Raw genomic sequence first — 21,378 nt, 5'->3', positions numbered from 1 at the left:
AGATATTGAGGCTGGTTTACCCTGTTTTGGTTGGATCGATGGCCTGACCGAGCCACGTAGCGTTCATCAAGGCGTTGCCGAACGCAGAGAGCAGTCTCAACAAGATTGTTTATGCCAGCGCAACGGCTTGGTGGTACAAGGCCGTCGAGGAAGTTTTGATCCGGCCAAAACAGGGTAAACATGCCTGAAGAACAAGTCTGCCCTGGGAACCGGATGGACCGGGATCATGGTTCTTGCGCTTCAATGCCGGTTGGGTTACCAAACCGGGAATCGTGAACCGGCTGTCATGCCGGTTGTTTTGTCTTCAAATACAAGGAACGCATTTCATATGTACGCAACAACTCTCCAGGGTCTGCATTCCATGGTCTGGGTCGCGCTGATGGCCTCCTTGATCGCCGTGGGTTCTTTTTTGTCCATCCCGCTGGGGCCGGTCCCCTTTTCCATGCAGCCGTTCTTCGTCATGCTGGCCGGTTTTCTCCTTGGATGGCCCCACGGCATGTTCGCCGCCCTGCTCTTTGTCGGAGCCGGAACCATCGGACTGCCTGTATTCGCCGGAGGCAAATCCGGACTGGCCGTGCTCTTCGGCCCCACCGGCGGGTATCTCATTGGTTTTGTCCTGGCCGCGGGAGCCATCGGCCTGATCACCAGAGCCCGCAAGGCCGAATGGTCGCTGGGCATTGCTCCGGGATGGCTTCTCGGGCTGGGCGCCGGTTTGGCCGGGTTGGCCCTGATGTACTCCTGCGGGCTCCTGAACCTGATGCGAGTTATCGACGTGGGCTGGCAGAAAGCCCTGGCCGTCGGTTTTTTGCCCTTCATTATCCAGGATCTGGTCAAGCTGGTCATGGCCGTGGCCACCTGGCGCTTCATGCATCTGCGAGGGTTGCTGCCCCGGTGATCAGCGCCCAGTCTCTTTATTTCGCCCATGGTTCCAGCCGCCCCATCCTCCAAGATATCGGCTTTGCCCTGGAATCCGGTTCCATCCTCGGTTTGGTTGGGGCCAACGGGGCCGGCAAGTCGACCCTGCTTGCCCTTCTGGCCGGCCTGCTCCAACCTGGATCCGGCAGACTTGCGATAGCCGGCCTGGACGCCTCCACCCAAAGCAGCGAGATTCGTCGGGAGACGGCTCTCGTGCTCCAGGAAGCGGATCTGACAATCATTGGTTCGACCATCGCCGAAGACATCTGCCTGGGCCTGCCTCCCGACCGTCATCCCGAAGCCCTGGCTCTGGCAGCACGCCTTGACCTTCCTGATCCCACAACGCCGGTCCACATTCTGTCCCACGGCCAAAAACGCAAGCTGTGCCTGGCCGCCGCACTGCTACGGAAACCGCGGCTCCTGCTTCTTGACGAGCCCTTTGCCGGACTGGACTACCCCGGCATCCGCGAGATCCGGACCATGCTTCACGCCAATCAGGCTGCCGGACTGACCCAGATCATCGCCGTGCACGACCTGGAACCCTTGGCGGATCTGGCGCACCTCTGGCTGGTCCTGGCCCATGGCCGCCAGACGGCCTTCGGCTCGGCGCAGCAGGTTTTCCCCGGACTTGAGGCCATGGACGTGCGCCCGCCCTGTTCCTGGAAAGCCGGGCTGGGCATCATGCCCTGGGATGCTCACGAACAAGCACCCCGGCACTGAAACATGGCCCGAAATCCGTTCCTCGCTCCCACCCCCCGCGGCGAATGGGGCCGCCTGCTCATGGAGCTTGATCCGCGACCCAAGCTGGCCTTCGCCGTGCTGACAGGGCTGGTATTGTGGAGACTGCCCCTTCCGGTATTGTTCATGGTAGCGCTTCTGGGAATTGCCTCCTGCCTTGCCCTGGGCGCATTTTCAAGAGCAAGCCGAGGATTATGGCGTACGGCGACCAGCTTTGTGCTGGTCTGGGCCGGACTGAAAACCGGCCTTGATCTTGTGGGGGGAAGTGAGTTCTTGACGAGCCTGGGCGCCGGCGCGGACCTCGGCCTCAGGCTGAGCACCCTGATGCTCCTGGGCTTCACCCTGACGTTCTCGGCGTCGCCTCGTCGGCTCGGGGCGGGATTGGCCTGGTATCTGCGGCCGGTTTTGGGAAAAAGAGCCTGGCAGGTCGCTTTGTCCCTGGCCTTGATGATCCATTTCCTGCCCCTGTCCCTGGCCGCCGCCGGAGGACTGAATCAGGGCCTCTCCAGGCGCTGGCCCCAGTGCCCGTGGTCCAGCCGCATCCGCCTGGTTCCCCAGGCCATGCTGCGGGTCCTCAGCCAGGCCACCTGGACCCAGACCCTGGCCGTTGCGGCCCGGAATCTGGATCAGCCGGAAGCCTGGCGACCGGAACGCAAGGTCTACGCCCGGGAGTGGGTGGTGACTCTGGTTCCGGGGTTGGGGTTGGTTGTGCTTTCCATGTATTTTTGAAGTACCGGGCCATGCTCCTGCCGGAACTCGTTACTGCTTCAAAATGGGTCGGCGATGAGGTTGAGCAAGGATTCCCATTTCACCAAGATTTCACTGCACAGCTATCGGAGTCACGCTCCAGACGGAATCTGGTCCTGAATGCGCTACACCGCTGCCGCACTGGGGTGCGGCGCTCCCGGGATTCATTTTCTTGCCGCATGCTTGCGCGGCCCTACAACGGCCAGACCCAGAGCAGCATGGGCAGGGCAACGGCGATGACCAGGAGGTCCGTGGGCAGGCCCATGCGCCAGTAGTCGCCGAAATGAAAGCCGCCGGGTCCGAGGATCAGGGTGTTGTTCTGGTGCCCGATGGGCGTCAGGAAGGCGCATGACGCACCGATGGCCACGGCCATCAGGAAGGAATCCGGATTCACGCCGAGCTGGGCCGCGGTGCTCAGAGCAATGGGACACATCACTGCCGCGGTGGCGGCGTTGTTCATGAAGTCGGTCATGAGCATGGTCACGACCAGAATTACGGCCAGCGCCAGTACGGCCCTGCCCTGGGCGACATTATCCAGCAAAAAACGGGCGATCATGTCCGCCGCTCCGGTGGAGGCCATGGCGCCTGCCACCGGCAGCATCGCCCCCAGCAACACGATCACCGGCCAATCCACGGAATTGTATACCGAGCGCAGGGAAACCACCCGCAAGGCCATCATGGCCAGCACCCCCGAGGCAAAGGACACGGCCACCGGGACCAGCCCCAGAGCCGCCCCGGCCACCGCCCCGGCCATGATCAGAGCCGCCTTCAGAGCCTTCCCCTTTTCCGGAACCCGAACATCCCGCGGCGCCAGGGGCAGACAGCCGAATTCCGAGGCAAAGCCGGACAGCACTTCCGGCCTGCCCTGCAGCATCAGGACGTCGCCGGCCTGAATGGAGGTGGCCCGCAATCTCTTGATGGAGCGATGACCGCTGCGCGAGATGGCCAACAGATTGATGCCGTACCGGCTGCGCAGCTCGAGATCCCTGGCCGTACGGCCGATCACCATGGCATTGGGCATGGCCACCAATTCCTGGATCACGATTTCGCTGGTCTCGATTTTTTCCTTGTTGCTTTTTGCTGACTTTGTCTCTGATTTCTCCGTGGTTTCATCCCGGGAATCCATTTTCGCTTCGGATTCTTCAGCCCCCTGCTTCTCCTCGTCGCTTTCCGGCGGCGGCAGGACATTCTCCTCCAGCTTCAACCCCAGCTCCGAGAGCACCGCGGCCAGAGATTTCGGTTCGGACTGGATGACCAGAATATCCCCGTCCTGGAGGATGCGCCCGGGATAGGGCACGGACAAACGAAATCCCCTGCGGACCATGGCGATGATCAAGGCATCCGCCGCGTCCATGATCTGTTCCACCTCGCGCAACGGTTTCCCCACCACATTGCTGTCGCTGGAAATACGCACTTCGGTGGTGTACACCGCCGTATCGAAATCGTCCGTGTCCGACTCCTTGCGATCCGGCACCAAACGCCAGCCGATCAGGATGATGAAGGCCAGTCCGGCCACGGTGACACTCAATCCAACGGGCAGGAAGTCGAACATCCCGAAACCGGCCGGGCCGGCCTCGGCTCGAAAACCGGAGACGATGAGATTGGGCGGCGTACCGATCAAGGTCATGGTTCCGCCCAAAATGGAGCCGAAAGCCAACGGCATCAGCACCTTGCCCCGGGTCAATCCCTGTTTGGCGGCATTCTTGATCCCCACGGGCATCAGCAAGGCCATGGCCCCGACATTGTTCATGAAGCCGGAAAGCAGGGCCGCCAACCCCGTCAACGAAGCGATGCTCATGGTCGGGCCGGCGGTAGCCGGCAGAACCTTTCTGGCCAGATCATCCACCGCACCCGAAACCTGCAGGCCATGGCTGAGCACCAGCACGCAAACCACGGTAATCACCGCCGGATGACCAAACCCGGCAAAGGCTGCCCCTCCGGGCACCAGCCCCAGGAAGACGCAGGCCAGCAGGGCGCCGGCGGCGACCATGTCATGGCGCCATTTGCCCCAGATAAACATGCCCATGGTGGCCAAAAGTATGGCCATGATCATCATCTGATCCTGCGTCATGTCATACACCTCATCGCGTTGACGTGATCATTCCCCGGCCGTTGCCCGGCGCAGTCGCGGCAGTTCATGCAAATTGGCCCAGATCAGTCCCATGGCCTCATAGATGGCTCGCTCGGTGCGGCGCAGGGCGCTTGCCGAAGGAAACAACTCCCCAGGAGAAAACTGGCCCTCTGCATCCTTGACCAGAAAATCCGCGGGAGCGGCAATGGGGGCCAAACCCGCTGCCCGGGCCAGCAGAACCGCCCGCGGCATGTGCGAGGCCGACGTGACCAGAATGAAATCCACTTCCGCGCCCAGATTCTTCCGGAGTTCCAGAGCTTCTTCAGCGGTATCCCACGACTGCGTGAACACGACGATACGTTCCGGATCCACTCCCAACTCCATGGCGGCGTCAGCCATGACCTTGGCATGAGGAACCGGGTCGAAAATCGCTCCGCCGGTGAAGACGAGCACGCTCTCCGGCAACAGGCGATGCAACCGGATTCCTTCGATCAGCCGCGCCTGGGAGGCGTCCGACAGCCGTCCCGTATGCGGCAGACGTCCATCGGACTCATGCCCTCCGCCCAGGACAACGACATGGCGGATATGCGAGAGCCCCTCGACAGTCCGGAGCGGATCATGCCTGCGTTCAAACGGATCCAGCAATCGATCCGCAATCGGACTCCATCCGGCGCCGAGAAAAAAAACAGTCCCCAGCACGAGCAGCGCTTTCCCCAATCTCTGACGCTGGGTGCGGCACAAAACGATCAGGCCGACGAGCAGCATCAAGCCCGCGAGACTCAATGGCATACAGAGCAGGCCGATAATTTTTTTCGCTATGAACATGAAGGATTATTGGGTTTGAAACCTGGATACCCAGCCAGGCAGTGTGGTTCTCAAATGCCTGAGGCGCATGTACAATCGACCCTGTGTACGCTAGATCTCGAACACGACCAACGCCGTACAGCTATCTACATACAGACCAGTTCTTTCTGACTTGATGTCGTTTTTTTCACCACGAAGGGCACGAAGAGCACGGAGGAAGATAAAAAAACGAAGTAACTGCTCAGCAGAGCCAGAAAAGACCTGGATACCGGCCTTCGCCGGTATGACTAGCGTGGGAAAGGCTTGCCCAGATACGTCATTCCGGCGAAAGCCGGAATCCAGTGCTGGAGAATGATCATGCACCGTATGTGCTGAGTAGTTGCAAAACGAAATCCCTTTTGCCGCACGACGCATCCGCAATCGTGATTATCCGCACACAAGCCCATCCTTCGTGTCCTTCGTGCTCTTCGTGGTGAATCATCCTGGCCATGGATTAGCTGAGAGTGGTTACTCTACGTCATCATCAACAAGGAGATTGACATGCCGATTTTTGAATATTCCTGTCCAGACTGCAAACATGTTTTCGAGGACCTGGCCCGGGCTTCGGATCAGAGCGACAAGACCTGCCCCCGCTGTGGTTCCGTCATAGCCGCGAAGATTCTTTCCGTCTGCAGCAAGCCGATGACCACGGGCTCTTCCGCTGACTCGTTTGCCGGTCATTCCGCCCCGGCTTCGGGCTGTTCTTCAGGGAGGGGATTTTCCTGAGGAGTGTAGTTCGGCTTCAGGTCTGAAGCCATTCATCCAGTCCGCACCGACGACACCCTGGACAGCCCGGCCCTGGTTTGTCCGAGACGAGCAATGAAGGGCACGGCGGGGTTTTGCGCCGTGCCCCGACTTTTTCCCATTCCTGCCACAGATAATCCCGGCTGACTCCCAGATCGACGACTTCCCAGGGGAATGCTTCACCGCGCCCTCGCTCCCGGTCCAGGTACCAGGAAGGATCACCGGACCAATCGGACAGGGCATCGTTCCAGACGTCCTGTTCCCGGCCTTGCCTGGCCGCGGCCAGGTGAATCAACTCATGAACGCGCATGTCTCCCCGGGCCAGCAGGCCCTGCAGGCGTGCCAGCCAGGGCGAATCCGAGCGCACCTGTACGCCGGGAATCTTTTTGGCCGACCGGCGCACCAGGGCAATTCGTTCCTTGAAGGTCTGCTCACCGGCCATGGTCGCCCACTGGAGCGGCGTCCAGGGCTTGGGTACAAGACAGCCGAGCCCCAGGGTGATCAACTTCAGGCTGGTTTTGCGCTTCACCGCGCCGCTGGTTCTGGCCGTATCCACTTCCAGAAGAAAACGTCCGAATTCTTCCCAGTCCGCTTCCGTCTCGCCCGGCCACCCCACGAGCAAGTAGATTTTCAGATGGTTGAAGCCCTTGCGTGAAAGCAGTTCAACGGTGCGCAAGAACGCTTCTTCCCGGACATGCTTGTTCATGGAGCAGCGCAACCCATGGCTGGCGCCCTCCAGGGCCAAGGTCACGGTCCGCGTACCCAATCCCCGCAGGATGTCCAGCAGCTCCTCGCTCACACCCTCGGCACGCAGGGAGGACAAGGAGACATCCACGTTCTGCTCCCGCAGCCAGGCCAGAAACGGAATCAAGTCCGGCCAGTCCGTCAGGGCCGTGCCCACCAGCCCCACCTTGCGCGGCTTCGCCTGGAGCACGTGCTCTTTCAGAACCTCCATGCGTGCCAGACGGGGGGGGCGATACATGTAGCCGGCGGCGCAAAACCGGCACCCATGCGGACAGCCGCGATTGACCTCCAGCAGCAGGGAATCCCGGAACACGGCGTCCGGCGACGTGAAGCAGGAGGAAACCGGTGCGGCAAGTTCGTTCGCGGACCGGTTGCCGACATGCACGGCCCGACGCACCGGAAGCCGGCTTTGTCCGGGCACGAAAACACCCGGCAGGGCGGCCACCGTCTCCAGAGCCAGCGCACGGGAGCCATTGCGAATGTAGATATCGGCCAGGGTCGTCAGACACTCAGCCAACCCGGCCTCGGCCTCGCCCACCCAGAACAGATCCACGCTGGGCGTGATCGGGGCGGGATTGAGAAAAGCCAACGCCCCTCCGGCCAGAATCAGTGGCCAGGAGGGGCGTTGGTCGGCCATGGGAGGAATGGCCGAAACATTCAGGATGCGCAGCAGGGCAAGATAGTCGAATTCATAGGTCAGGCTGAAAGCCACGACGCCATATTCGTTCAGCCCTCGGCTTCCGGCAGGCCGCACGAGCTTGCCCTGATCCGGATCCCAGAACACCGGCTCAACCGTCAGGTTGCTCTTGGCCTCCAGCAGTTGCAGGACCGCCTGCCAACCCAGGCTGGAATAGGCCAGGTTGGCCTTCTGCGGAAAGACCAGGGCAATGGGCAGACGCCCTCCCCAGTCCCGCTCCGGGACGGAAATGAGTCGGGCTTCCCGCCGTCGGCGCCTCACCCGGTCCTCCGCGCTGAATGACGAGTCGTGCTAATCCGCCTGTTTGCGCAAAAAGGAGGGAATCTCGAACTCCTCTTCATCAAAAATAAAGTCCTCTCCCCCGCCGCCGGCCGCAACCCGGAGCATCTTGTTCGGAGCCTGAGCTGAAGGGCCGGAATGCCCTCCGTGCGCGGAATGGCCCGGATGAGCCGCATAGCCACCATGGGCGGAATGGCCCTGTTCGGATTTCAAGCCCTTGCGCAGGTACGCCGGGATGCTTCTGTCTTCGTTGCCGGTCGGAACATACGGCCTGCGCACGACATTTCCGGAATTGCCGACGTTGTTGCGTACCCCGCCCAGGTCAATCACCCGGGAAACGTCCTCGCCGCGTCCGCATGCCGCGGATGCCGTGCCGATGCCCGTGGCAATGACCGTGATCCGCATTTCGTCGCCGGCTTCCTCATCGAAGACCGTACCGAAGAAGATTTTGGCATCGTCATGGGCTGCTTCATGGATGATGCTGGCGGCCTCGCTGACTTCGTCAATGGTCATGTCCGGAGCGCACGTGATGTTCAGCAGCACGCCCTTGGCCCCATCGATGCTCACGTCTTCGAGCAGCGGACTGTTGATGGCCTTCAATGCCGCTTCCCTGGCCCGGCCTTCGCCCTTGGCAATGCCGGTACCCATCATGGCCAGCCCCATTTCAGACATCACGGCCTTGACGTCCGCAAAGTCCAGGTTGATCAGGCCGGGAACCATGATCAGGTCCGAAATGCCCTTCACGGCGTAGAACAACACTTCGTCGGCTTTTTTGAGCATGTCCAGAAAAGCTGCTTTCTGGGAGGCCAGCGACAACAGTCGGTCATTGGGAATGGTGATGATGGTGTCCACGGCATCAGCCAGGGCTGCCGCGCCCTTTTCGGCCTGAAGCAGTCGTTTCTTGCCTTCGAAGTAGAACGGCTTGGAAACCACGGCCACGGTCAGGGCGCCCATTTCCCGGGCCACCTGCGCAATGACCGGCGCGGCGCCGGTTCCGGTTCCGCCGCCCATGCCCGCGGTCACGAAAACCATATCCGCCGGTTCGAGCATCTTGCGGATCTGGTCCACGCTCTCCAGGGCGGCGTCCCGGCCGATGTCGGGATTGGCGCCGGCTCCCAGCCCCTTGGTCAGCTTCTCCCCGAGCTGGATCTTGTGCTCGGCCCGAGACCGGTTCAAGGCCTGCAGATCCGTGTTGGCCGCGATAAAAGTGACTCCCTTCAATGCCGAGGATATCATGTTGTTCACGGCATTGCTTCCGCCCCCGCCCACACCGACGACCTTGATCAAGGCATTGGTGTCATTCTCAAGTTCCATGAATTGCATATCCTGCTCCTCCCTGCTTCGGTTTCCCATGTTCAAATTGTCATCAATCAGAATCAGCTTCGCACCAGCGCTCTTCCGACATCTCACTCTTTGTTTTTTCTTGCGTACCTTTTGCAAAATTCCAGAAGAAGACCTGGATACCGGCCTTCGCCGGTATGACTGATGTGCAAACGGCTTGGGCTCGACACCTCATTCCGGCGAAAGCCGGAATCCGGTGCAGATAATCAGCCAAACACATGGTGTGCTGAATGGTTACATTCCGCCCACCCATTCCCGGACCCAGGTCAGGAGACATCCGAGAACCACTTCCGCATCCTGTTCAGAATGCGGTTGAAAATATGCGTGTCCCGAATCCGAAACCGCTGATCCAGGCCTTCCTTGCGCGCCCCGTACATCAGCAATCCCACCGCGGTGGAATACATCGGATTCATGACCACGTCCTTCAAGCCGCCCACGTCCCGGGGGTACCCCACCCGGGTCGGCAGATTGAAAATCTGCTCTCCCAGTTCGGCCATTCCGTCCAGCAGCGACGACCCTCCGGTCAGCACGATTCCCGCGCCGATCAGGTTCTTGCAGCCGGACTGGTTGAGGTCCTGCTCCACCAGAGCCAGAATTTCCTCCATCCTCGGCTCGCAAATTTCCGCCAGGACCCGCCTGGAAACCCGCCGTGGCTCGCGCCCCCCGACGCTGGGCACATCGATGATTTCATCCTTTTGCACGATGTCCGTCAGTGCGCATCCGTACTTGATCTTGATCTTTTCCGCGGCCAGCATGGGCGTACGCAGGCCGAAGGCAATGTCATTGGTCAGGTTGCTCCCGCCCAGGGCCAGGACCGATGTGTACTTGATGGAATTGTTGGAAAAAATGGCCACATCCGTGGTTCCGCCCCCCACATCGACCAGGGCCACGCCGATCTCCCGCTCCTCCGGGGTGAGCACCGCTTCCGTGGAGGCCAGGGATTGCAGGACAATGTCCGCAACATCCAGTCCGGCCCGGTGACAGGAGCGGATGATGTTTTGCGCGCTGCTTACCGCTCCGGTGACGATGTGCACCTTGACCTCCAGGCGCACCCCGGCCATGCCGATGGGGTCGGCAATGCCGCTTTGTTCGTCCACGATGAATTCCTGGGGCAAAATGTGGATCACTTCCCGGTCCAGGGGGATGGCCACGGCCTTGGCCGCGTCGATGACCCGCTCGACGTCCTTCTGCGTGACCTCGCCGCCCTTGACCGCGATCACGCCATGGCTGTTGAATCCCTTGATATGACTGCCGGCGATGCCGGAATAGACCGAGCGAATCTCGCACCCCGCCATCAATTCCGCTTCTTCCAGGGCTTTTTTGATGCATTGCACGGTCTGTTCAATGTTCACCACGACGCCTTTGCGCAGTCCCGAGGACGGAGCCGTTCCGATACCCACGACGTCAACGCCGCCGGGAGTGGCCTCTCCAACCACGGTGCAGATTTTCGTGGTTCCGATGTCCAGACCGACAATGAGATCGGACTTGGATGATGCTTTCTTGGCCATCCTTTTGCTCCTCGATAGTTTTTCCGTCAGGGCTGTCTCAACTGGACCCACGCCTTGCCCGACATGACCGTCAACCGCTCGGTGTTCCGGAGTTCCCCTCTCGCCGTCAGGTCTTCCCAGACCCGGTTCATGATCCCGCGGTGCTCGCGCCACCCGGAAAGGTCAAAATGAACCATCATGCCTCGGTCCTCGAGATATATGCGCACAATGTTGGCGTCCTCGACCTTCAGCCAGGCCACTTCCGGGAAACTGAACGGAAATTCCAACCGTTCCACCGCGCGCACCCATTCGTCCAGCAACCGCCAGTTCGGCTCAATGCCTTCCTCGATGATCAGGGCCGGCAGGGAAACAAATTTCCCGATTTCCAGGGGAACGATGGGCATTCCGTTCCGGTCCGCGTAATACAATGCGCTGTCTCGCTGAATCCAGAAAAACGGTTCCCGCTCCACAATGTTGATGATCAGGCCGTCGGGCAAAGTCCGCCGGACGGTCACGCTTTCAATCCAGGGATTATTTTGCAGCTTGCGGCTTACCTCTCCCAGGCTGACTTCCAGGATGTTCATTCCCAGGCCGACTCCGCCCAGGCTCAGAATCTCCTCCGTGGACAACTGTCGATTGCCATCGATTTCCACTTGAGAAACCGCGAAGTGCGTGGAAGATGTCAGGGAACGGTATCCGTAGATCAGTCCCAGACTGATCCCTCCCAGCAGAGCCAGGATAAGCGCCAGAACAAGGATCCACCCCATGGCCCGCAACAGGACCACGAAGAATGCCAACGTCAAGCCACCCCTTCGGGCATGCGCGGATGCAACGTTCCTGGCAGCCTTGGCCGGCCTCTGCCGCGAGGAAGCAGGGGCTGCCTTCTTGCGCGTCCATTTGTTGCTCTTGCGCGAGGCGGATGCAAACCACCCGCCCGACCGTTCCCGAATGACGGCCACGCTCATGGGATGACCCTGACCTCGGTGGCCAGCGCCACCCCGAAAAGGGTCCAGACCCGCTCTCTGGCCATGGCCAGCAGCTCAAAAGCGTCACTGGCCGTGCCGCCGCCGAGGTTGATTAAAAAGTTGGCATGCTTGTCTGAAAAGGCCATTTTTCCAAGTTCAAAGCCGCGCAAGCCGGCCTGGTCCAAAAGCTTGCCCGCGGGTTGTTCCGGAGCCGGATTCTTGAAGACGCACCCCGCCGAGGCCATGGTCACGGGCTGGGTCTGCTTCTTCCGGGCATAGGACTGCTGCATCCGGTTTTGGACCACAAAAGGCGCGGCCAATCCAAGCCGCAACCGGATCGCGACCACGATCTGCAAGCCGTCATCCAGCCTTGAGTCGAAATGCCGGTACCCGAATTCCATTTCGTCTACGTTTCTCCAGATGCACCCATGGGTGGGCGTCCAGATCCGGACCTGTTCCAGAACATGAACCATTTCCACGCCGTACGATCCGGCATTCATGGCCACGGCGCCGCCCACCGAACCGGGGATTCCCGTCCACTGCTCCAATCCGCTGAACCCCCGGGAACGGCACCACGCAAGCAGGCGAGGCAGGCGCAATGCCGCGGGCGCCTGAATCAGAACAAAATCCCGTCCCGATTCCAGAACCTCCGGCTCTCCAGGTTGGGCCAAACGGACCAGCACCAGGGGCAAGCGCCCGTCGCCGGCCAGGATGTTGCTTCCCTCGCCGAGAACCAGCGTCTCGCCGCCCAGGGTCGCCAGCTGCATCGCCAGACCGTCCAGGTCCCGCTCATCCTCCAGGATGATTTCGGCAATGGCCGTGCCTCCAAGGCGCAGCGTCGTCCTTTCGGACAGGACCGGATCACTCAGAATTTTCACACCGCCTCCAGATAACTCTGGCCCACCTGCCATACGCTTCCCGCGCCCAGAGTCAGCAGCACGTCCCCTGGCCGCAGGATCTTGGGCAGGGCCGCGCCGGCCTTTTCCATGTCCGGAAAGAACGTCACCGGGGTCTTGCTGACCTGCCGAATGCCTTGGGCCAGGCTGATTCCGCTGATCCCCGGCAACGGAGCCTCGGATGCCGGATAGATTTCCAGGAGCAGCAATTGCCGGACTCCCTCGAAAGCGCGGCAGAAGTCTCCGAACAGGGCCTTGGTCCGGGAAAAACGATGCGGCTGGAACAGCACCACCAACCGGCGTTCCGGAAAATATTCCAGCGCGGTTTGAATCGTGGCGACGATCTCCTTGGGATGGTGCCCGTAGTCGTCCACCACGGTGACGCCGCCGCGCTCCCCCTTGATCTCGAAACGGCGGCCCACTCCGCCAAAGTTTGTCAGCCCCCGCAGCACGGCATCCCTGGGCAATCCGGTTTCAATGGCCACGCCCACCGCGCCCAGCGCGTTCAGGACATTGTGCCGGCCCGGATGCCCCAAATTGACCTCGCCCCACGGCTCACCGCGCCAGAAGATCTGAAAATGATTGCCGGGACGATCCCGGAGCGGCAGCCCGCGCACGTCGTTGTCCTGGCCGAAGCCATAGGTCACCACGGGCCGGCGCACCTGGGGCAGGACGTCCTGCACGCCGGGATCGTCGCCGCAGACCACGTTCAGCCCATAAAAAGGGATCTTGTTCATGAACTGGACAAAGGCGCTTTTGATGGTCGCCAGGTCCGGATAGAAGTCCAGATGGTCGGCATCGATATTGGTCACCACGCTGATGATCGGAAACAGGCACAGAAAGGAGCCGTCGGATTCATCCGCTTCGGCGATAAGGTACTCCCCCTGCCCCAGCAGGGCGTTGCTGCCGTAGCTGCTCAAACGACCGCCGATGATCACCGTGGGATCAAGACCGGCCTCCATGAAAATGGTTGCCAGCAGCGACGTGGTGGTGGTCTTGCCGTGGGTTCCGGCCACGGCAATGCCGGTGCGCAAGCGCATCAGCTCCGCCAGCATCTCCGCCCGCGGGATGACCGGTATGCCGCGTTCCCTGGCTTCCTGCACCTCGGGATTGTCGTCCCTGACGGCAGTGGATTTTACCAGGACCTGGGCCCGGCCCAGATTTCCGCGACTGTGTCCCACCGACGTGATTGCGCCCAGTGACCGCAAATGGTCCAGAACCGGTCCGGTGGCCAGATCCGACCCGGACACTTCATAGCCCAGGTTCAGCAGCACCTCCGCGATGCCGCTCATCCCGGACCCGCCCAGGCCGACCATGTGTATGGATTTGACTTTCGACTTCATGTTCCGTGTACCAAACCTTCAAGTTCTCGAACCACCGCGGCGCCGGCATCCGGCCGCCCCAGTTTCCAGGCAGCCCTGCTCATGTCCCGCAGCTTGCCGGGAATATCCAACAAATCCTTGACTACCGCCCACAGCTGGACCCGGGCCAGATAACTTTCCATCAACACCATGGCGGCTCCGGCCTGTTCCAGATGCCGCGCGTTGAGCATCTGGTGGTTGTGGGTGGCATAGGGAAAGGGAATCAGCACGCTGGGCTTGCCCATGGCCGTCAGTTCCGCCAGAGTGGTGGCTCCGGCCCGGCAGACCACCAGGTCCGCCCAGCCGTAAGCCTCGGCGACATTATCAATGAACGGCTCCACCCGGGCCTTGTCCCACCCCGACTGAGCGTATGCGTTGGCGACACGCTCCAGATCCGCTGCTCCGGTTTGATGCCATAACGAGATCCCCTCTTCCCGAAACCCGTTCAGGGATTCCAGCACCGCCTGATTGACGGCTTTGGCACCCTGGCTGCCCCCCAGAATCAGGACATTGCGCCGGGGGCTTTCGCCGGCGGGCTCCAGGGTTCGCAGTTCCCGCACGGCTTGCCGCAAGGGGTTGCCCGTGTACACGACCTTGCCCGGATCGAAGAACCCGCGTTCGTCAGGCAGGGAAAGCAGAACCTTGCGCACCAGCCTGCCCAGAAGCCTGTTGGTCATGCCCGGAAATCCGTTCTGTTCATGAATGGCCGTGGGAATGCGGCTCATCCAGGCAGCCAGAACCGTGGAAAACCCGGCATACCCGCCAAGCCCCAGGACCACTTCGGGTTTGAAGCGGCGCAAAATCCCCATGGCCTGGACCACACTGCGCGGAAGCCAGCCCAGAATTGCCAAAGCCCGCCAGCCCCGCCCCAGGACCCCGGCCACGGGAAGGGCCTCGAAAGGCACTCCGGCTTGGGACGCCAATTTTTCCTCAGGCCCTCGCGTGCCGCCGACAAACAGCAGTTCAATCGCGGGATGGCGTGCTCGCAGCTCCTCGGCCACGGCCAGGGCCGGGAAAATATGGCCGCCCGTGCCGCCCGTGGTCAGGATCACCCTGTTCATGCGCGACCGCCTGTCCGGGAAAGGTTCAACAGCACGCCCACGCAGAACATGGAAATGACCAGGCTTGATCCGCCGTAACTCAAAAACGGCATGGGCACCCCCTTGGGCGGAACCACGCCCAGCACCACGGCCATGTTCAGCACGGCACCCAATGCCAGAATGAGCAGCATGCCAAAGGCGATGAACCGTTCCTGCATGCCCTCCTGGATTCTGGCGATGCGCATGCCCCGCCAGAAAAGCAGGGCCATGAGAATGAAGATCATGGAAATCCCGATAAATCCGAGTTCCTCGCCGATCACCGCCAGAATGAAGTCGGTGTGCGCCGCGGGCAGAAAAAAGAGCTTTTGCTTTCCCGCTCCCAGACCGGCGCCCAGCCATCCGCCGCTGCCCAGCGCGTAGAAGGACTGCACCAGCTGATAGCCCACGTCCTGGGCGTCCTGGAAAGGATCAAGAAACGCAAACCACCGCCGGAAGCGGTAGGGGGAACTCATGACCAGGAATATCGCGGCCATCAGGGCGAGGAAGGAAGTCGCTCCCAGGTGAACCAGGCGTGATCCGCCCACCAGGCTGATGCAGAACAGCAACAGCATCAGGGATGCCGCGCCGCCGAAATCCGGCTGGGCCAGCAGGAACAGACACAGCATGCCGGTGATGCACAGCGGCGGCAGAAAGCCCACGCTGAAGGAGCGGATCATTTCCTGCTTGCGGCTGAAAAACGATGCCAGATAGAGAACCAGCGCCACCTTGGCAATCTCCAGCGGCTGGACCGTCAAGGGCCCTAGTGACAGCCAGCGCTTCGCTCCCCCGGCCTGCACTCCCAAGGGCGTGAAGATGGTCAGCGCCAGCAACCCCGCGGCCACCGCCAGCCAGACATACACGAACCGCAAATAGAGCTGGCGAGGAAGCAGCGCCGCCACGGCCATGACGCAGAGTCCGACAATCAGAAACACCACGTGCCGTTTGAAAAAAAAGTACTTGTCCCCCCAGAACCGCTCCGCCATGATCCCGGTGGAACTAAGAACCATGATCAATCCCAGCCCGCACAGCACGAGGGTCAGCGTCAGCAGCCAATAATCCAGGCCGGGCTGCGTCCCCGCGTTTCGCCCCGCGGCGCTCTGTCCGGAAAGAAGACTAGCCATGGCCGCGCTCCGCCAGAACTTGGGCATGCCGCTGAAACGCCATGCCTCGCTCTTTGTAATTCGCGAAGAGATCAAAGCTGGCCGTGGCCGGGGAAAGCAGCATCACGTCTCCGGCTCGGGCCGTTGCCCAGAGCCGGTCCATGGCCGATTCCAGCGTCGGATCCCAGGACAGTGGAACACGGGCTTCGGCCCAGGCCTGCTCAAATATATCCCGACTCGCGCCGAACAGTCCGACCTGGCGCACCTTTTGCGTCAGCAGGGGCTTGAGACCGGCCAGGTCGCCTCCCTTGAACACCCCGCCGGCCAACAGCAGCAGGGGACGGTCAAAGGCTTCCAGAGCCGCCTGCAGCGCCTGAACCGTGGTGCCCTTGGAGTCGTCCACGAAGAGCACGCCGAAGTGTTCCGCGACTCCCTGCAACCGGTGAGGCAAGGCCGTGAATCCCTCCAGAACCTTCTGTGCGGTGGGCTCATCCAGCCCGAACGGCTTGCAGGCCTGAAAGGCCGCTTCGATATTGCCTTGATTGTGCCTGCCGGGCAGGGCCGGACAGGACAGCCGGGAAACCGGCTCGACATACACTTTCCGCGCCCGAATTTCGGGGTGGCTTTGCACCAGTGCCCGCAGCTCGACGGCAATGATCGCCGTGTCCCGGGGTTCCTGCCCCGCGAACAGAGAAAGCTTGGCCTGGACGTACTCATCCATGTCCTGGTGGTAATCCAGATGATTCGGGCTGATGTTGAGCAGCACGGCCACTTTGGGACGCAGGGACGAGGTATTCAAAAGCTGGAAGCTGCTCACTTCCAGGACGAGAATGTCCGCCTTATTCCGATTCTTCTTCAGCCGGTCCAAAACATAGCTGGCTAGCGGCGTGCCGATGTTCCCGCCCACGAAAACTACGCGGCCCATGGCTTCCAGAAACACGCCGATCAGTGTCGTGGTAGTGGTTTTTCCACTGGTTCCGGTCACCGCGATGATTGGTTCGTCAACAAAGCCCAGCGCCAGTTCCAGCTCGGACAGCACCTGACCCGGGCCAAGATGCTCCAGCCAGGGCGCCAAGTTGCGACGATTCACCCCGGGGCTCAGAACCACCAGTTCCGCTCCCGAGAACTGCTCCGGATCATGTCCGCCTTCCCGTATTTCCCAACCCCGCCTGGTGGCGATTTCGCGGATCGGATCAGCAAGCCTGCCCGAATCCACGATCCGCACTTTGGCCCCCAAAAAGTCCAGAAGCTCCGCCGCGGCCAAGCCGGACGCTCCCGCCCCCACCACCACGGCGGTGGTGCCGTGGGAGATGTGCTTTGCGGCGTGGAGGGGCAATTTGGAGTGCATGGTTTTCATGTCTTTCGCAGGGTTAGCGCAGTTTCAGGGCGCTCAGGGAAATGAGGGCCATGATGATCGAAAAAATCCAGCAGCGCACGATGATCTTGGACTCCGGAACGCCCTTCAGTTCAAAGTGGTGATGCAACGGAGCCATGCGGAAGATGCGCTTGCCGCCGCTGACCTTGAAGTAGCCGACCTGAAGAATCACCGAGAGGGTTTCGACAACAAACAAACCGCCCACAACCAGCAGCAACAGTTCCTGCTTGGCCAGCACCGCGATGAATCCCAGCACGCCGCCCAGACTGAGACTGCCCACGTCGCCCATGAACACCTGGGCCGGATAGGCGTTGAACCAGAGAAAGCCCAGGCCGGCTCCCACCAGGGCGGCGCAGAACACCGTCACTTCGCCCACTCCGGGCACGTGGGCGACCTGCAGGTAATTGGCGATGTGGACGTGGCCGGCCACATAGACAAAAATGCCGAAACAGGCCCCCGCCACCACCAGGGGGCCGATGGCCAGTCCATCCAGACCGTCGGTCAGGTTCACCCCGTTGGAGGAACCGACCATGACCAGCACGGCAAAGGGAATGTACAGCCAGAGCATGTCGGGCTGCAGCATTTTGAAAAACGGAAAGTAGAGAATCGTGGAGTACGCGGGCTGCAGCAGCAGCAGGGAAATGGCTCCCAGTGCAACGACAACTTGCCCCATCAGCTTGCCGCCCGCGCTGAGACCTTGATTTTTCTTTTTGACCACCTTCAGGAAATCGTCCCAGAATCCGACAATTCCAAAGCCGACGAAGACGAAAATGGTCAGCCAGAGATAGACGTTGGTCAGGTCTCCCCAGAGCAGCACGCTGGTCAGCAGGGATACCGCGATGAGCAGCCCGCCCATGGTCGGCGTGCCGGCCTTGCCGTTGTGCGTGGTCACGTCCTCCTGGATGTATTGACCGCATTTGAGGCGTTTGAGCCAGGCAATGAAGCGGGGACCGAGGAGAATGGAAATTATCAGAGCCGTGAGCAGGGCGTAGATGGAACGGAACGTAATATAGCGGAAGACGTTGAAGAGGATGTATTCACTCCCCAGGGGAAAAAGTAGGTGATAAATCATGCGTCCAGCTCCGTGCGCAGCACGTCATAGTAGGTTTCCATTCCGCTGGCCCGGGAGCCCTTGAACAAAACGACTCCCGCACCGCCTGGCGCCTCCCAGCGTCGCCACTGGTCGAGGAATTCCGCGGGGGATTCGGCAGGAACGAGCCGTCCCTGCCATGAACATTCTTCCAGTCCGCCACGGACATCATCAAAGTGGCGACCATGGTAAAAAATGGTGGAACATCCCATTTCGGACAGAAGTCGCCCCAGCTTGCGATGTTCGTCCGTGGCCACCGCACCAAGTTCCAGCATGTCGCCCATTGCGCAGACCAGTCGCCCATTGCCCGCCAATTTCCGGGCCCTGCCCAGGGCCAAGGCCATGGACAGCGGGTTGGCGTTGTAGGTGTCGTCGATAATGGTCCAGCTGCCATGGCGCTGAACCGTGAACCGTCCCTGAAGTTTCATGGGCGCGGACAAGCCCTGCCCGACGGATTCCGGATCGATGCCCAGCAGGCTCGCCGCCGCGGCCACGGCCAGTACGTTCGCGGCTACCGGAGCCTGGTCCGCGGCCCAGGACAGTTCCATGGTTTGATCCTGAAGGCGCAGTTCCATGCGCACATTTCCCGACGGCGTCAACGTCTGTCCGTTGGAGTAAAACTCCGTGTCGGAATCCTGGAGGGAAAAAACGTGGATCTGGCGCCCGTATCTCAGGCTTTCACGCAGCAGTTCCGGGCAGTCCCGGTTGACCAGGGCGATGCCGCCGGGACGCAGATAGTTGGTCAGCCTGGCCTTGTCCTTGGCCACCTGCTCAACGCAGCCGAGTTCCGCCAGATGGGCCGCTCCGGCATTGATCAGCAGCGCCATGTCCGGCTGCAGGATCCGACCCAGATCGTCCATGTCCCCGGGCCGGCTGATCCCGGCTTCCAGAACCCAGTACGCCGCTTGGCCGCTGCAGGAGAGCATGGACATGGGCAGGCCGATCTGATTGTTCAGATTCATCTGGTTCTTGCACGTTGCTCCGGCCAGGGAGCAGACCTGAAAGAGCATTTCCTTGACCGTGGTCTTGCCGGCCGTGCCGGTCACCCCGATGACCTTGCCCGGGAACATCCGCCGCCAGGCCGTGGCCAGTTCGCCCAGAGCGGCCACGGCGTCGGAAACCACCAGCACCGGCACGCGCTTCGCGAGTTCCGACAACTCCCGGGTCGCCAGGACAGCCGCCGCCCCGCCCTCCACGGCCAGGGGCGCATGATCATGTCCATCGGTCCGGGTGCCAGGAAGGCAGACAAACAGGTCGCCCGGCCCAACCCGGCGGCTGTCGATGCAGATTCCTGCAATTTCGGTCTTCTGGGCTTCGCCGGGAAGAGGAACGCGCAGGACATCGGCCATCCAGGTGAGCGTCAGGCGCATGGACGCACCTCCTGAAGAACCTGGCCGGAAGATGTGCCGAAGGCAGACCCGGGGGTGTCGGCAAGGATGCCGCGGATTACCGTAGGGTCATGAAAGGGAAGGTATTCGTCGCCGATCTGTTGGGTGGCCTCATGGCCTTTGCCGGCCACCAGCAGAACATCATTGGGTCGCATCACTTCCAGGGCTTTTTCAATGGCCCGTTTTCTGTCCACTTCCCGGATCACCACGGCGCAATCCCCGAGCCCGGCCTGGACATCGTCCAGAATCGTTTCCGGATTTTCATGCCTGGGATTGTCGGAGGTCAGGACCGCGATGTCCGCGAGACGACAGACCGTCTGGCCCATGAGCGGTCGCTTGGCCCGGTCGCGGTTTCCGCCGCAACCGAACACGACGATCAGACGCTCAAACCGCAACTCCCGAAGCGTCTTCAAAACGTTTTCAAGAGCATCCGGCGTGTGGGCGTAGTCCACGAATATGTCCAGCCCCATGGGGTTGGTGACCCGTTCCAGCCGTCCCGGCACACCGGTAAAGTTTTCCAAAGCGCTCATTTGGGAGGGTTCCAGGCCCAGACACAGTCCCACGCCCTGGGCCGCTAAAAGGTTGGCTGCATTATGTCGTCCCACCAGGGTGGAGCGCAGAATCCAGCTCTGACCCTCAAAGAGCATGCGCAGTTCCAGGCCGCTTCGGTCACTGGATTTCATTTCCCCGCGCAGCACGCGAATGGCCGTGGAAGAATCCCGACCCAGTTCCGGAAGCCGGCCGTCATCACACAGGGTGCAGGCAATCCCTCCCCATTGGCTCAGCAGCCGTCGGCCATAGGGATCATCGGCGTTGATCACCCGGTGCCTGGGGCCGTCCGGCTGGGAAGCGTTGGGGGCGAACAGGCGGGCCTTGGCCTGGTAGTAGGTTTCCATATCTTGATGGTAATCCAGATGATCCTGGGTAATGTTGGTCAACACCGTTGCCTCGAATCGCAAGCCGGCGGTTCTTTTCTGTTGCAGGGCGTGGGAGGACGCCTCCATGCAGGCATGGGTCACGCCGCTATCGCGCATCCGGGCCAGAATCTGGTGCAGAGTCCAGCAGTCCGGCGTGGTCATGTTGCTGGCGAAAGCGCCTCCGGGCCACGTGGCGCCGATGGTGCCGATCAGTCCCACTTGTTTCCCCGCCAACCGCAGCAGATGATCCAGCAGATGAATGATCGTGGTTTTCCCGTTTGTTCCGGTCACGCCCACCAGAAGCGGGCCGGCCCTCTCCGTGCCGAAATGCGCCGCGGCCAGTTCGCCCAAAGCTTCCCTGGGATCAGGGTGTTCGAGAAGCAAAGTCCCGCCGGAAACATCTTTGCCTTGACCGGGACCGGCCACCACATAACCGGCATTCCTGGCAACAGCCTCGGCGATGTACGTCGATCCGCTGACCCTGGTTCCGTCCAGGGCCACAAAAACGTCGCCCGGCTGGACCTGGCCGGAGTGCGTTCTGACCATGCGCCCGTTGCGGACTTCGGTTTTCAAGGCGCGCCATGCTTCATTCAACAACATA

Annotated in this window: 20 protein-coding genes; 4 read left to right on the top strand and 16 right to left on the bottom strand. The window is 61.3% G+C overall.

The genetic code is table 11. From position 1 onward, the window contains the following. The first annotated feature begins 328 nt into the window (after positions 1-328). Genes ACYQ15_RS18665 through ACYQ15_RS18655 form a run of 3 tightly spaced genes read left to right on the top strand, consistent with a single transcriptional unit; the run spans position 329 to position 2,382 of the window. Positions 329-895, top strand: a complete 567-nt coding sequence (locus ACYQ15_RS18665; RefSeq protein WP_459939002.1) for a biotin transporter BioY — start codon at positions 329-331, stop codon at positions 893-895. Continuing rightward, a complete protein-coding gene (locus ACYQ15_RS18660; RefSeq protein WP_459939001.1) occupies positions 892-1,635 on the top strand; it encodes an ATP-binding cassette domain-containing protein in 744 nt (247 codons plus the stop codon). Before ACYQ15_RS18665 ends, ACYQ15_RS18660 begins: the two co-directional genes overlap by 4 nt. A 3-nt stretch (positions 1,636-1,638) precedes the next feature. Beyond that, a complete protein-coding gene (locus ACYQ15_RS18655) occupies positions 1,639-2,382 on the top strand; it encodes an energy-coupling factor transporter transmembrane component T family protein (protein WP_459939000.1) in 744 nt (247 codons plus the stop codon). Between the two features lie 211 nt (positions 2,383-2,593). Here ACYQ15_RS18655 and ACYQ15_RS18650 read toward each other — a convergent pair whose 3' ends face one another. From ACYQ15_RS18650 to ACYQ15_RS18640, 3 genes are all read right to left on the bottom strand, one after another. Then, positions 2,594-4,471: an SLC13 family permease gene (locus ACYQ15_RS18650; protein ID WP_459938999.1), complete on the bottom strand. Its 1,878-nt coding sequence runs from the start codon at positions 4,469-4,471 to the stop codon at positions 2,594-2,596. Positions 4,472-4,498: 27 nt separating this feature from the next. Then, positions 4,499-5,296, bottom strand: a complete 798-nt coding sequence (locus tag ACYQ15_RS18645) for an ElyC/SanA/YdcF family protein (RefSeq protein ID WP_459938998.1) — start codon at positions 5,294-5,296, stop codon at positions 4,499-4,501. Between the two features lie 90 nt (positions 5,297-5,386). After that, positions 5,387-5,689: a hypothetical protein gene (locus ACYQ15_RS18640; protein WP_459938997.1), complete on the bottom strand. Its 303-nt coding sequence runs from the start codon at positions 5,687-5,689 to the stop codon at positions 5,387-5,389. A 126-nt stretch (positions 5,690-5,815) separates the two neighbouring features. Between ACYQ15_RS18640 and ACYQ15_RS18635 the strand changes: the two genes are divergently transcribed. Continuing rightward, the gene (locus ACYQ15_RS18635) at positions 5,816-6,040 is read left to right on the top strand and encodes an FmdB family zinc ribbon protein (RefSeq protein ID WP_459938996.1); all 225 of its coding nucleotides are present in this window, start codon (positions 5,816-5,818) and stop codon (positions 6,038-6,040) included. Between the two features lie 16 nt (positions 6,041-6,056). Here the strand turns inward: ACYQ15_RS18635 and ACYQ15_RS18630 are convergent, their stop codons facing one another. The 13 genes from ACYQ15_RS18630 to ACYQ15_RS18570 are packed head-to-tail and all read right to left on the bottom strand — an operon-like array spanning position 6,057 to position 21,377. Next, positions 6,057-7,760 carry a radical SAM protein gene (locus tag ACYQ15_RS18630; protein ID WP_459938995.1) on the bottom strand — a complete coding sequence of 568 codons (1,704 nt, stop codon included), beginning with the start codon at positions 7,758-7,760 and terminating at the stop codon, positions 6,057-6,059. 30 nt (positions 7,761-7,790) lie between these two features. Beyond that, positions 7,791-9,101, bottom strand: a complete 1,311-nt coding sequence (gene ftsZ / locus ACYQ15_RS18625) for a cell division protein FtsZ (protein WP_459938994.1) — start codon at positions 9,099-9,101, stop codon at positions 7,791-7,793. A 43-nt stretch (positions 9,102-9,144) separates the two neighbouring features. After that, positions 9,145-9,396 carry a hypothetical protein gene (locus ACYQ15_RS18620; protein ID WP_459938993.1) on the bottom strand — a complete coding sequence of 84 codons (252 nt, stop codon included), beginning with the start codon at positions 9,394-9,396 and terminating at the stop codon, positions 9,145-9,147. Then, on the bottom strand, positions 9,386-10,627 hold the full coding sequence (gene ftsA, locus ACYQ15_RS18615) for a cell division protein FtsA (RefSeq protein ID WP_459938992.1): 1,242 nt from the start codon (positions 10,625-10,627) through the stop codon (positions 9,386-9,388). The genes ACYQ15_RS18620 and ftsA overlap by 11 nt, the downstream gene beginning before the upstream one ends. 26 nt (positions 10,628-10,653) lie before the next feature. After that, positions 10,654-11,571 carry a cell division protein FtsQ/DivIB gene (locus tag ACYQ15_RS18610; RefSeq protein WP_459938991.1) on the bottom strand — a complete coding sequence of 306 codons (918 nt, stop codon included), beginning with the start codon at positions 11,569-11,571 and terminating at the stop codon, positions 10,654-10,656. Then, positions 11,568-12,449 carry a UDP-N-acetylmuramate dehydrogenase gene (murB, locus tag ACYQ15_RS18605; RefSeq protein WP_459938990.1) on the bottom strand — a complete coding sequence of 294 codons (882 nt, stop codon included), beginning with the start codon at positions 12,447-12,449 and terminating at the stop codon, positions 11,568-11,570. Before murB ends, ACYQ15_RS18610 begins: the two co-directional genes overlap by 4 nt. Then, positions 12,446-13,810 carry a UDP-N-acetylmuramate--L-alanine ligase gene (murC, locus tag ACYQ15_RS18600; protein ID WP_459938989.1) on the bottom strand — a complete coding sequence of 455 codons (1,365 nt, stop codon included), beginning with the start codon at positions 13,808-13,810 and terminating at the stop codon, positions 12,446-12,448. Before murC ends, murB begins: the two co-directional genes overlap by 4 nt. Then, a complete protein-coding gene (gene murG / locus ACYQ15_RS18595) occupies positions 13,807-14,889 on the bottom strand; it encodes an undecaprenyldiphospho-muramoylpentapeptide beta-N-acetylglucosaminyltransferase (protein ID WP_459938988.1) in 1,083 nt (360 codons plus the stop codon). The genes murC and murG overlap by 4 nt, the downstream gene beginning before the upstream one ends. Then, the gene (ftsW, locus tag ACYQ15_RS18590) at positions 14,886-16,028 is read right to left on the bottom strand and encodes a putative lipid II flippase FtsW (RefSeq protein WP_459938987.1); all 1,143 of its coding nucleotides are present in this window, start codon (positions 16,026-16,028) and stop codon (positions 14,886-14,888) included. Before ftsW ends, murG begins: the two co-directional genes overlap by 4 nt. Further along, positions 16,021-17,364, bottom strand: coding sequence for a UDP-N-acetylmuramoyl-L-alanine--D-glutamate ligase (murD, locus tag ACYQ15_RS18585; protein WP_459938986.1), 1,344 nt, complete (start codon positions 17,362-17,364; stop codon positions 16,021-16,023). Before murD ends, ftsW begins: the two co-directional genes overlap by 8 nt. Before the next feature lie 13 nt (positions 17,365-17,377). After that, positions 17,378-18,454, bottom strand: a complete 1,077-nt coding sequence (mraY, locus tag ACYQ15_RS18580) for a phospho-N-acetylmuramoyl-pentapeptide-transferase (RefSeq protein WP_459938985.1) — start codon at positions 18,452-18,454, stop codon at positions 17,378-17,380. Beyond that, entirely contained in the window at positions 18,451-19,842 is a 1,392-nt protein-coding gene (locus tag ACYQ15_RS18575) for a UDP-N-acetylmuramoyl-tripeptide--D-alanyl-D-alanine ligase (protein WP_459938984.1), read from the bottom strand. The genes mraY and ACYQ15_RS18575 overlap by 4 nt, the downstream gene beginning before the upstream one ends. Continuing rightward, positions 19,833-21,377 (bottom strand): UDP-N-acetylmuramoyl-L-alanyl-D-glutamate--2,6-diaminopimelate ligase, encoded by a 1,545-nt coding sequence (locus tag ACYQ15_RS18570; RefSeq protein ID WP_459938983.1) that lies wholly within the window; start codon positions 21,375-21,377, stop codon positions 19,833-19,835. The genes ACYQ15_RS18575 and ACYQ15_RS18570 overlap by 10 nt, the downstream gene beginning before the upstream one ends. Between the last annotated feature and the right edge of the window lies 1 nt (position 21,378).

The sequence above is a fragment of the Desulfonatronum parangueonense genome (genome assembly GCF_054656975.1).
This window is presented reverse-complemented; position numbering and strand designations above follow the sequence as displayed.

Excerpts from the sequence above, each read along its gene's own strand:
- ACYQ15_RS18665 (WP_459939002.1), top strand. The coding sequence starts at position 329 with ATGTACGCAACAACTCTCCAGGGTCTGCATTCCATGGTCTGGGTCGCG.
- ACYQ15_RS18655 (WP_459939000.1), top strand. The coding sequence starts at position 1,639 with ATGGCCCGAAATCCGTTCCTCGCTCCCACCCCCCGCGGCGAATGGGGC.
- ACYQ15_RS18650 (WP_459938999.1), bottom strand. The coding sequence starts at position 4,471 with ATGACGCAGGATCAGATGATGATCATGGCCATACTTTTGGCCACCATG.
- ACYQ15_RS18645 (WP_459938998.1), bottom strand. The coding sequence starts at position 5,296 with ATGTTCATAGCGAAAAAAATTATCGGCCTGCTCTGTATGCCATTGAGT.
- ACYQ15_RS18640 (WP_459938997.1), bottom strand. The coding sequence starts at position 5,689 with ATGCGTCGTGCGGCAAAAGGGATTTCGTTTTGCAACTACTCAGCACAT.
- ACYQ15_RS18635 (WP_459938996.1), top strand. The coding sequence starts at position 5,816 with ATGCCGATTTTTGAATATTCCTGTCCAGACTGCAAACATGTTTTCGAG.
- ftsZ (WP_459938994.1), bottom strand. The coding sequence starts at position 9,101 with ATGCAATTCATGGAACTTGAGAATGACACCAATGCCTTGATCAAGGTC.
- ACYQ15_RS18620 (WP_459938993.1), bottom strand. The coding sequence starts at position 9,396 with ATGTCTCCTGACCTGGGTCCGGGAATGGGTGGGCGGAATGTAACCATT.
- ftsA (WP_459938992.1), bottom strand. The coding sequence starts at position 10,627 with ATGGCCAAGAAAGCATCATCCAAGTCCGATCTCATTGTCGGTCTGGAC.
- ACYQ15_RS18610 (WP_459938991.1), bottom strand. The coding sequence starts at position 11,571 with ATGAGCGTGGCCGTCATTCGGGAACGGTCGGGCGGGTGGTTTGCATCC.
- murC (WP_459938989.1), bottom strand. The coding sequence starts at position 13,810 with ATGAAGTCGAAAGTCAAATCCATACACATGGTCGGCCTGGGCGGGTCC.
- murG (WP_459938988.1), bottom strand. The coding sequence starts at position 14,889 with ATGAACAGGGTGATCCTGACCACGGGCGGCACGGGCGGCCATATTTTC.
- ftsW (WP_459938987.1), bottom strand. The coding sequence starts at position 16,028 with ATGGCTAGTCTTCTTTCCGGACAGAGCGCCGCGGGGCGAAACGCGGGG.
- murD (WP_459938986.1), bottom strand. The coding sequence starts at position 17,364 with ATGAAAACCATGCACTCCAAATTGCCCCTCCACGCCGCAAAGCACATC.
- mraY (WP_459938985.1), bottom strand. The coding sequence starts at position 18,454 with ATGATTTATCACCTACTTTTTCCCCTGGGGAGTGAATACATCCTCTTC.
- ACYQ15_RS18575 (WP_459938984.1), bottom strand. The coding sequence starts at position 19,842 with ATGCGCCTGACGCTCACCTGGATGGCCGATGTCCTGCGCGTTCCTCTT.
- ACYQ15_RS18570 (WP_459938983.1), bottom strand. The coding sequence starts at position 21,377 with ATGTTGTTGAATGAAGCATGGCGCGCCTTGAAAACCGAAGTCCGCAAC.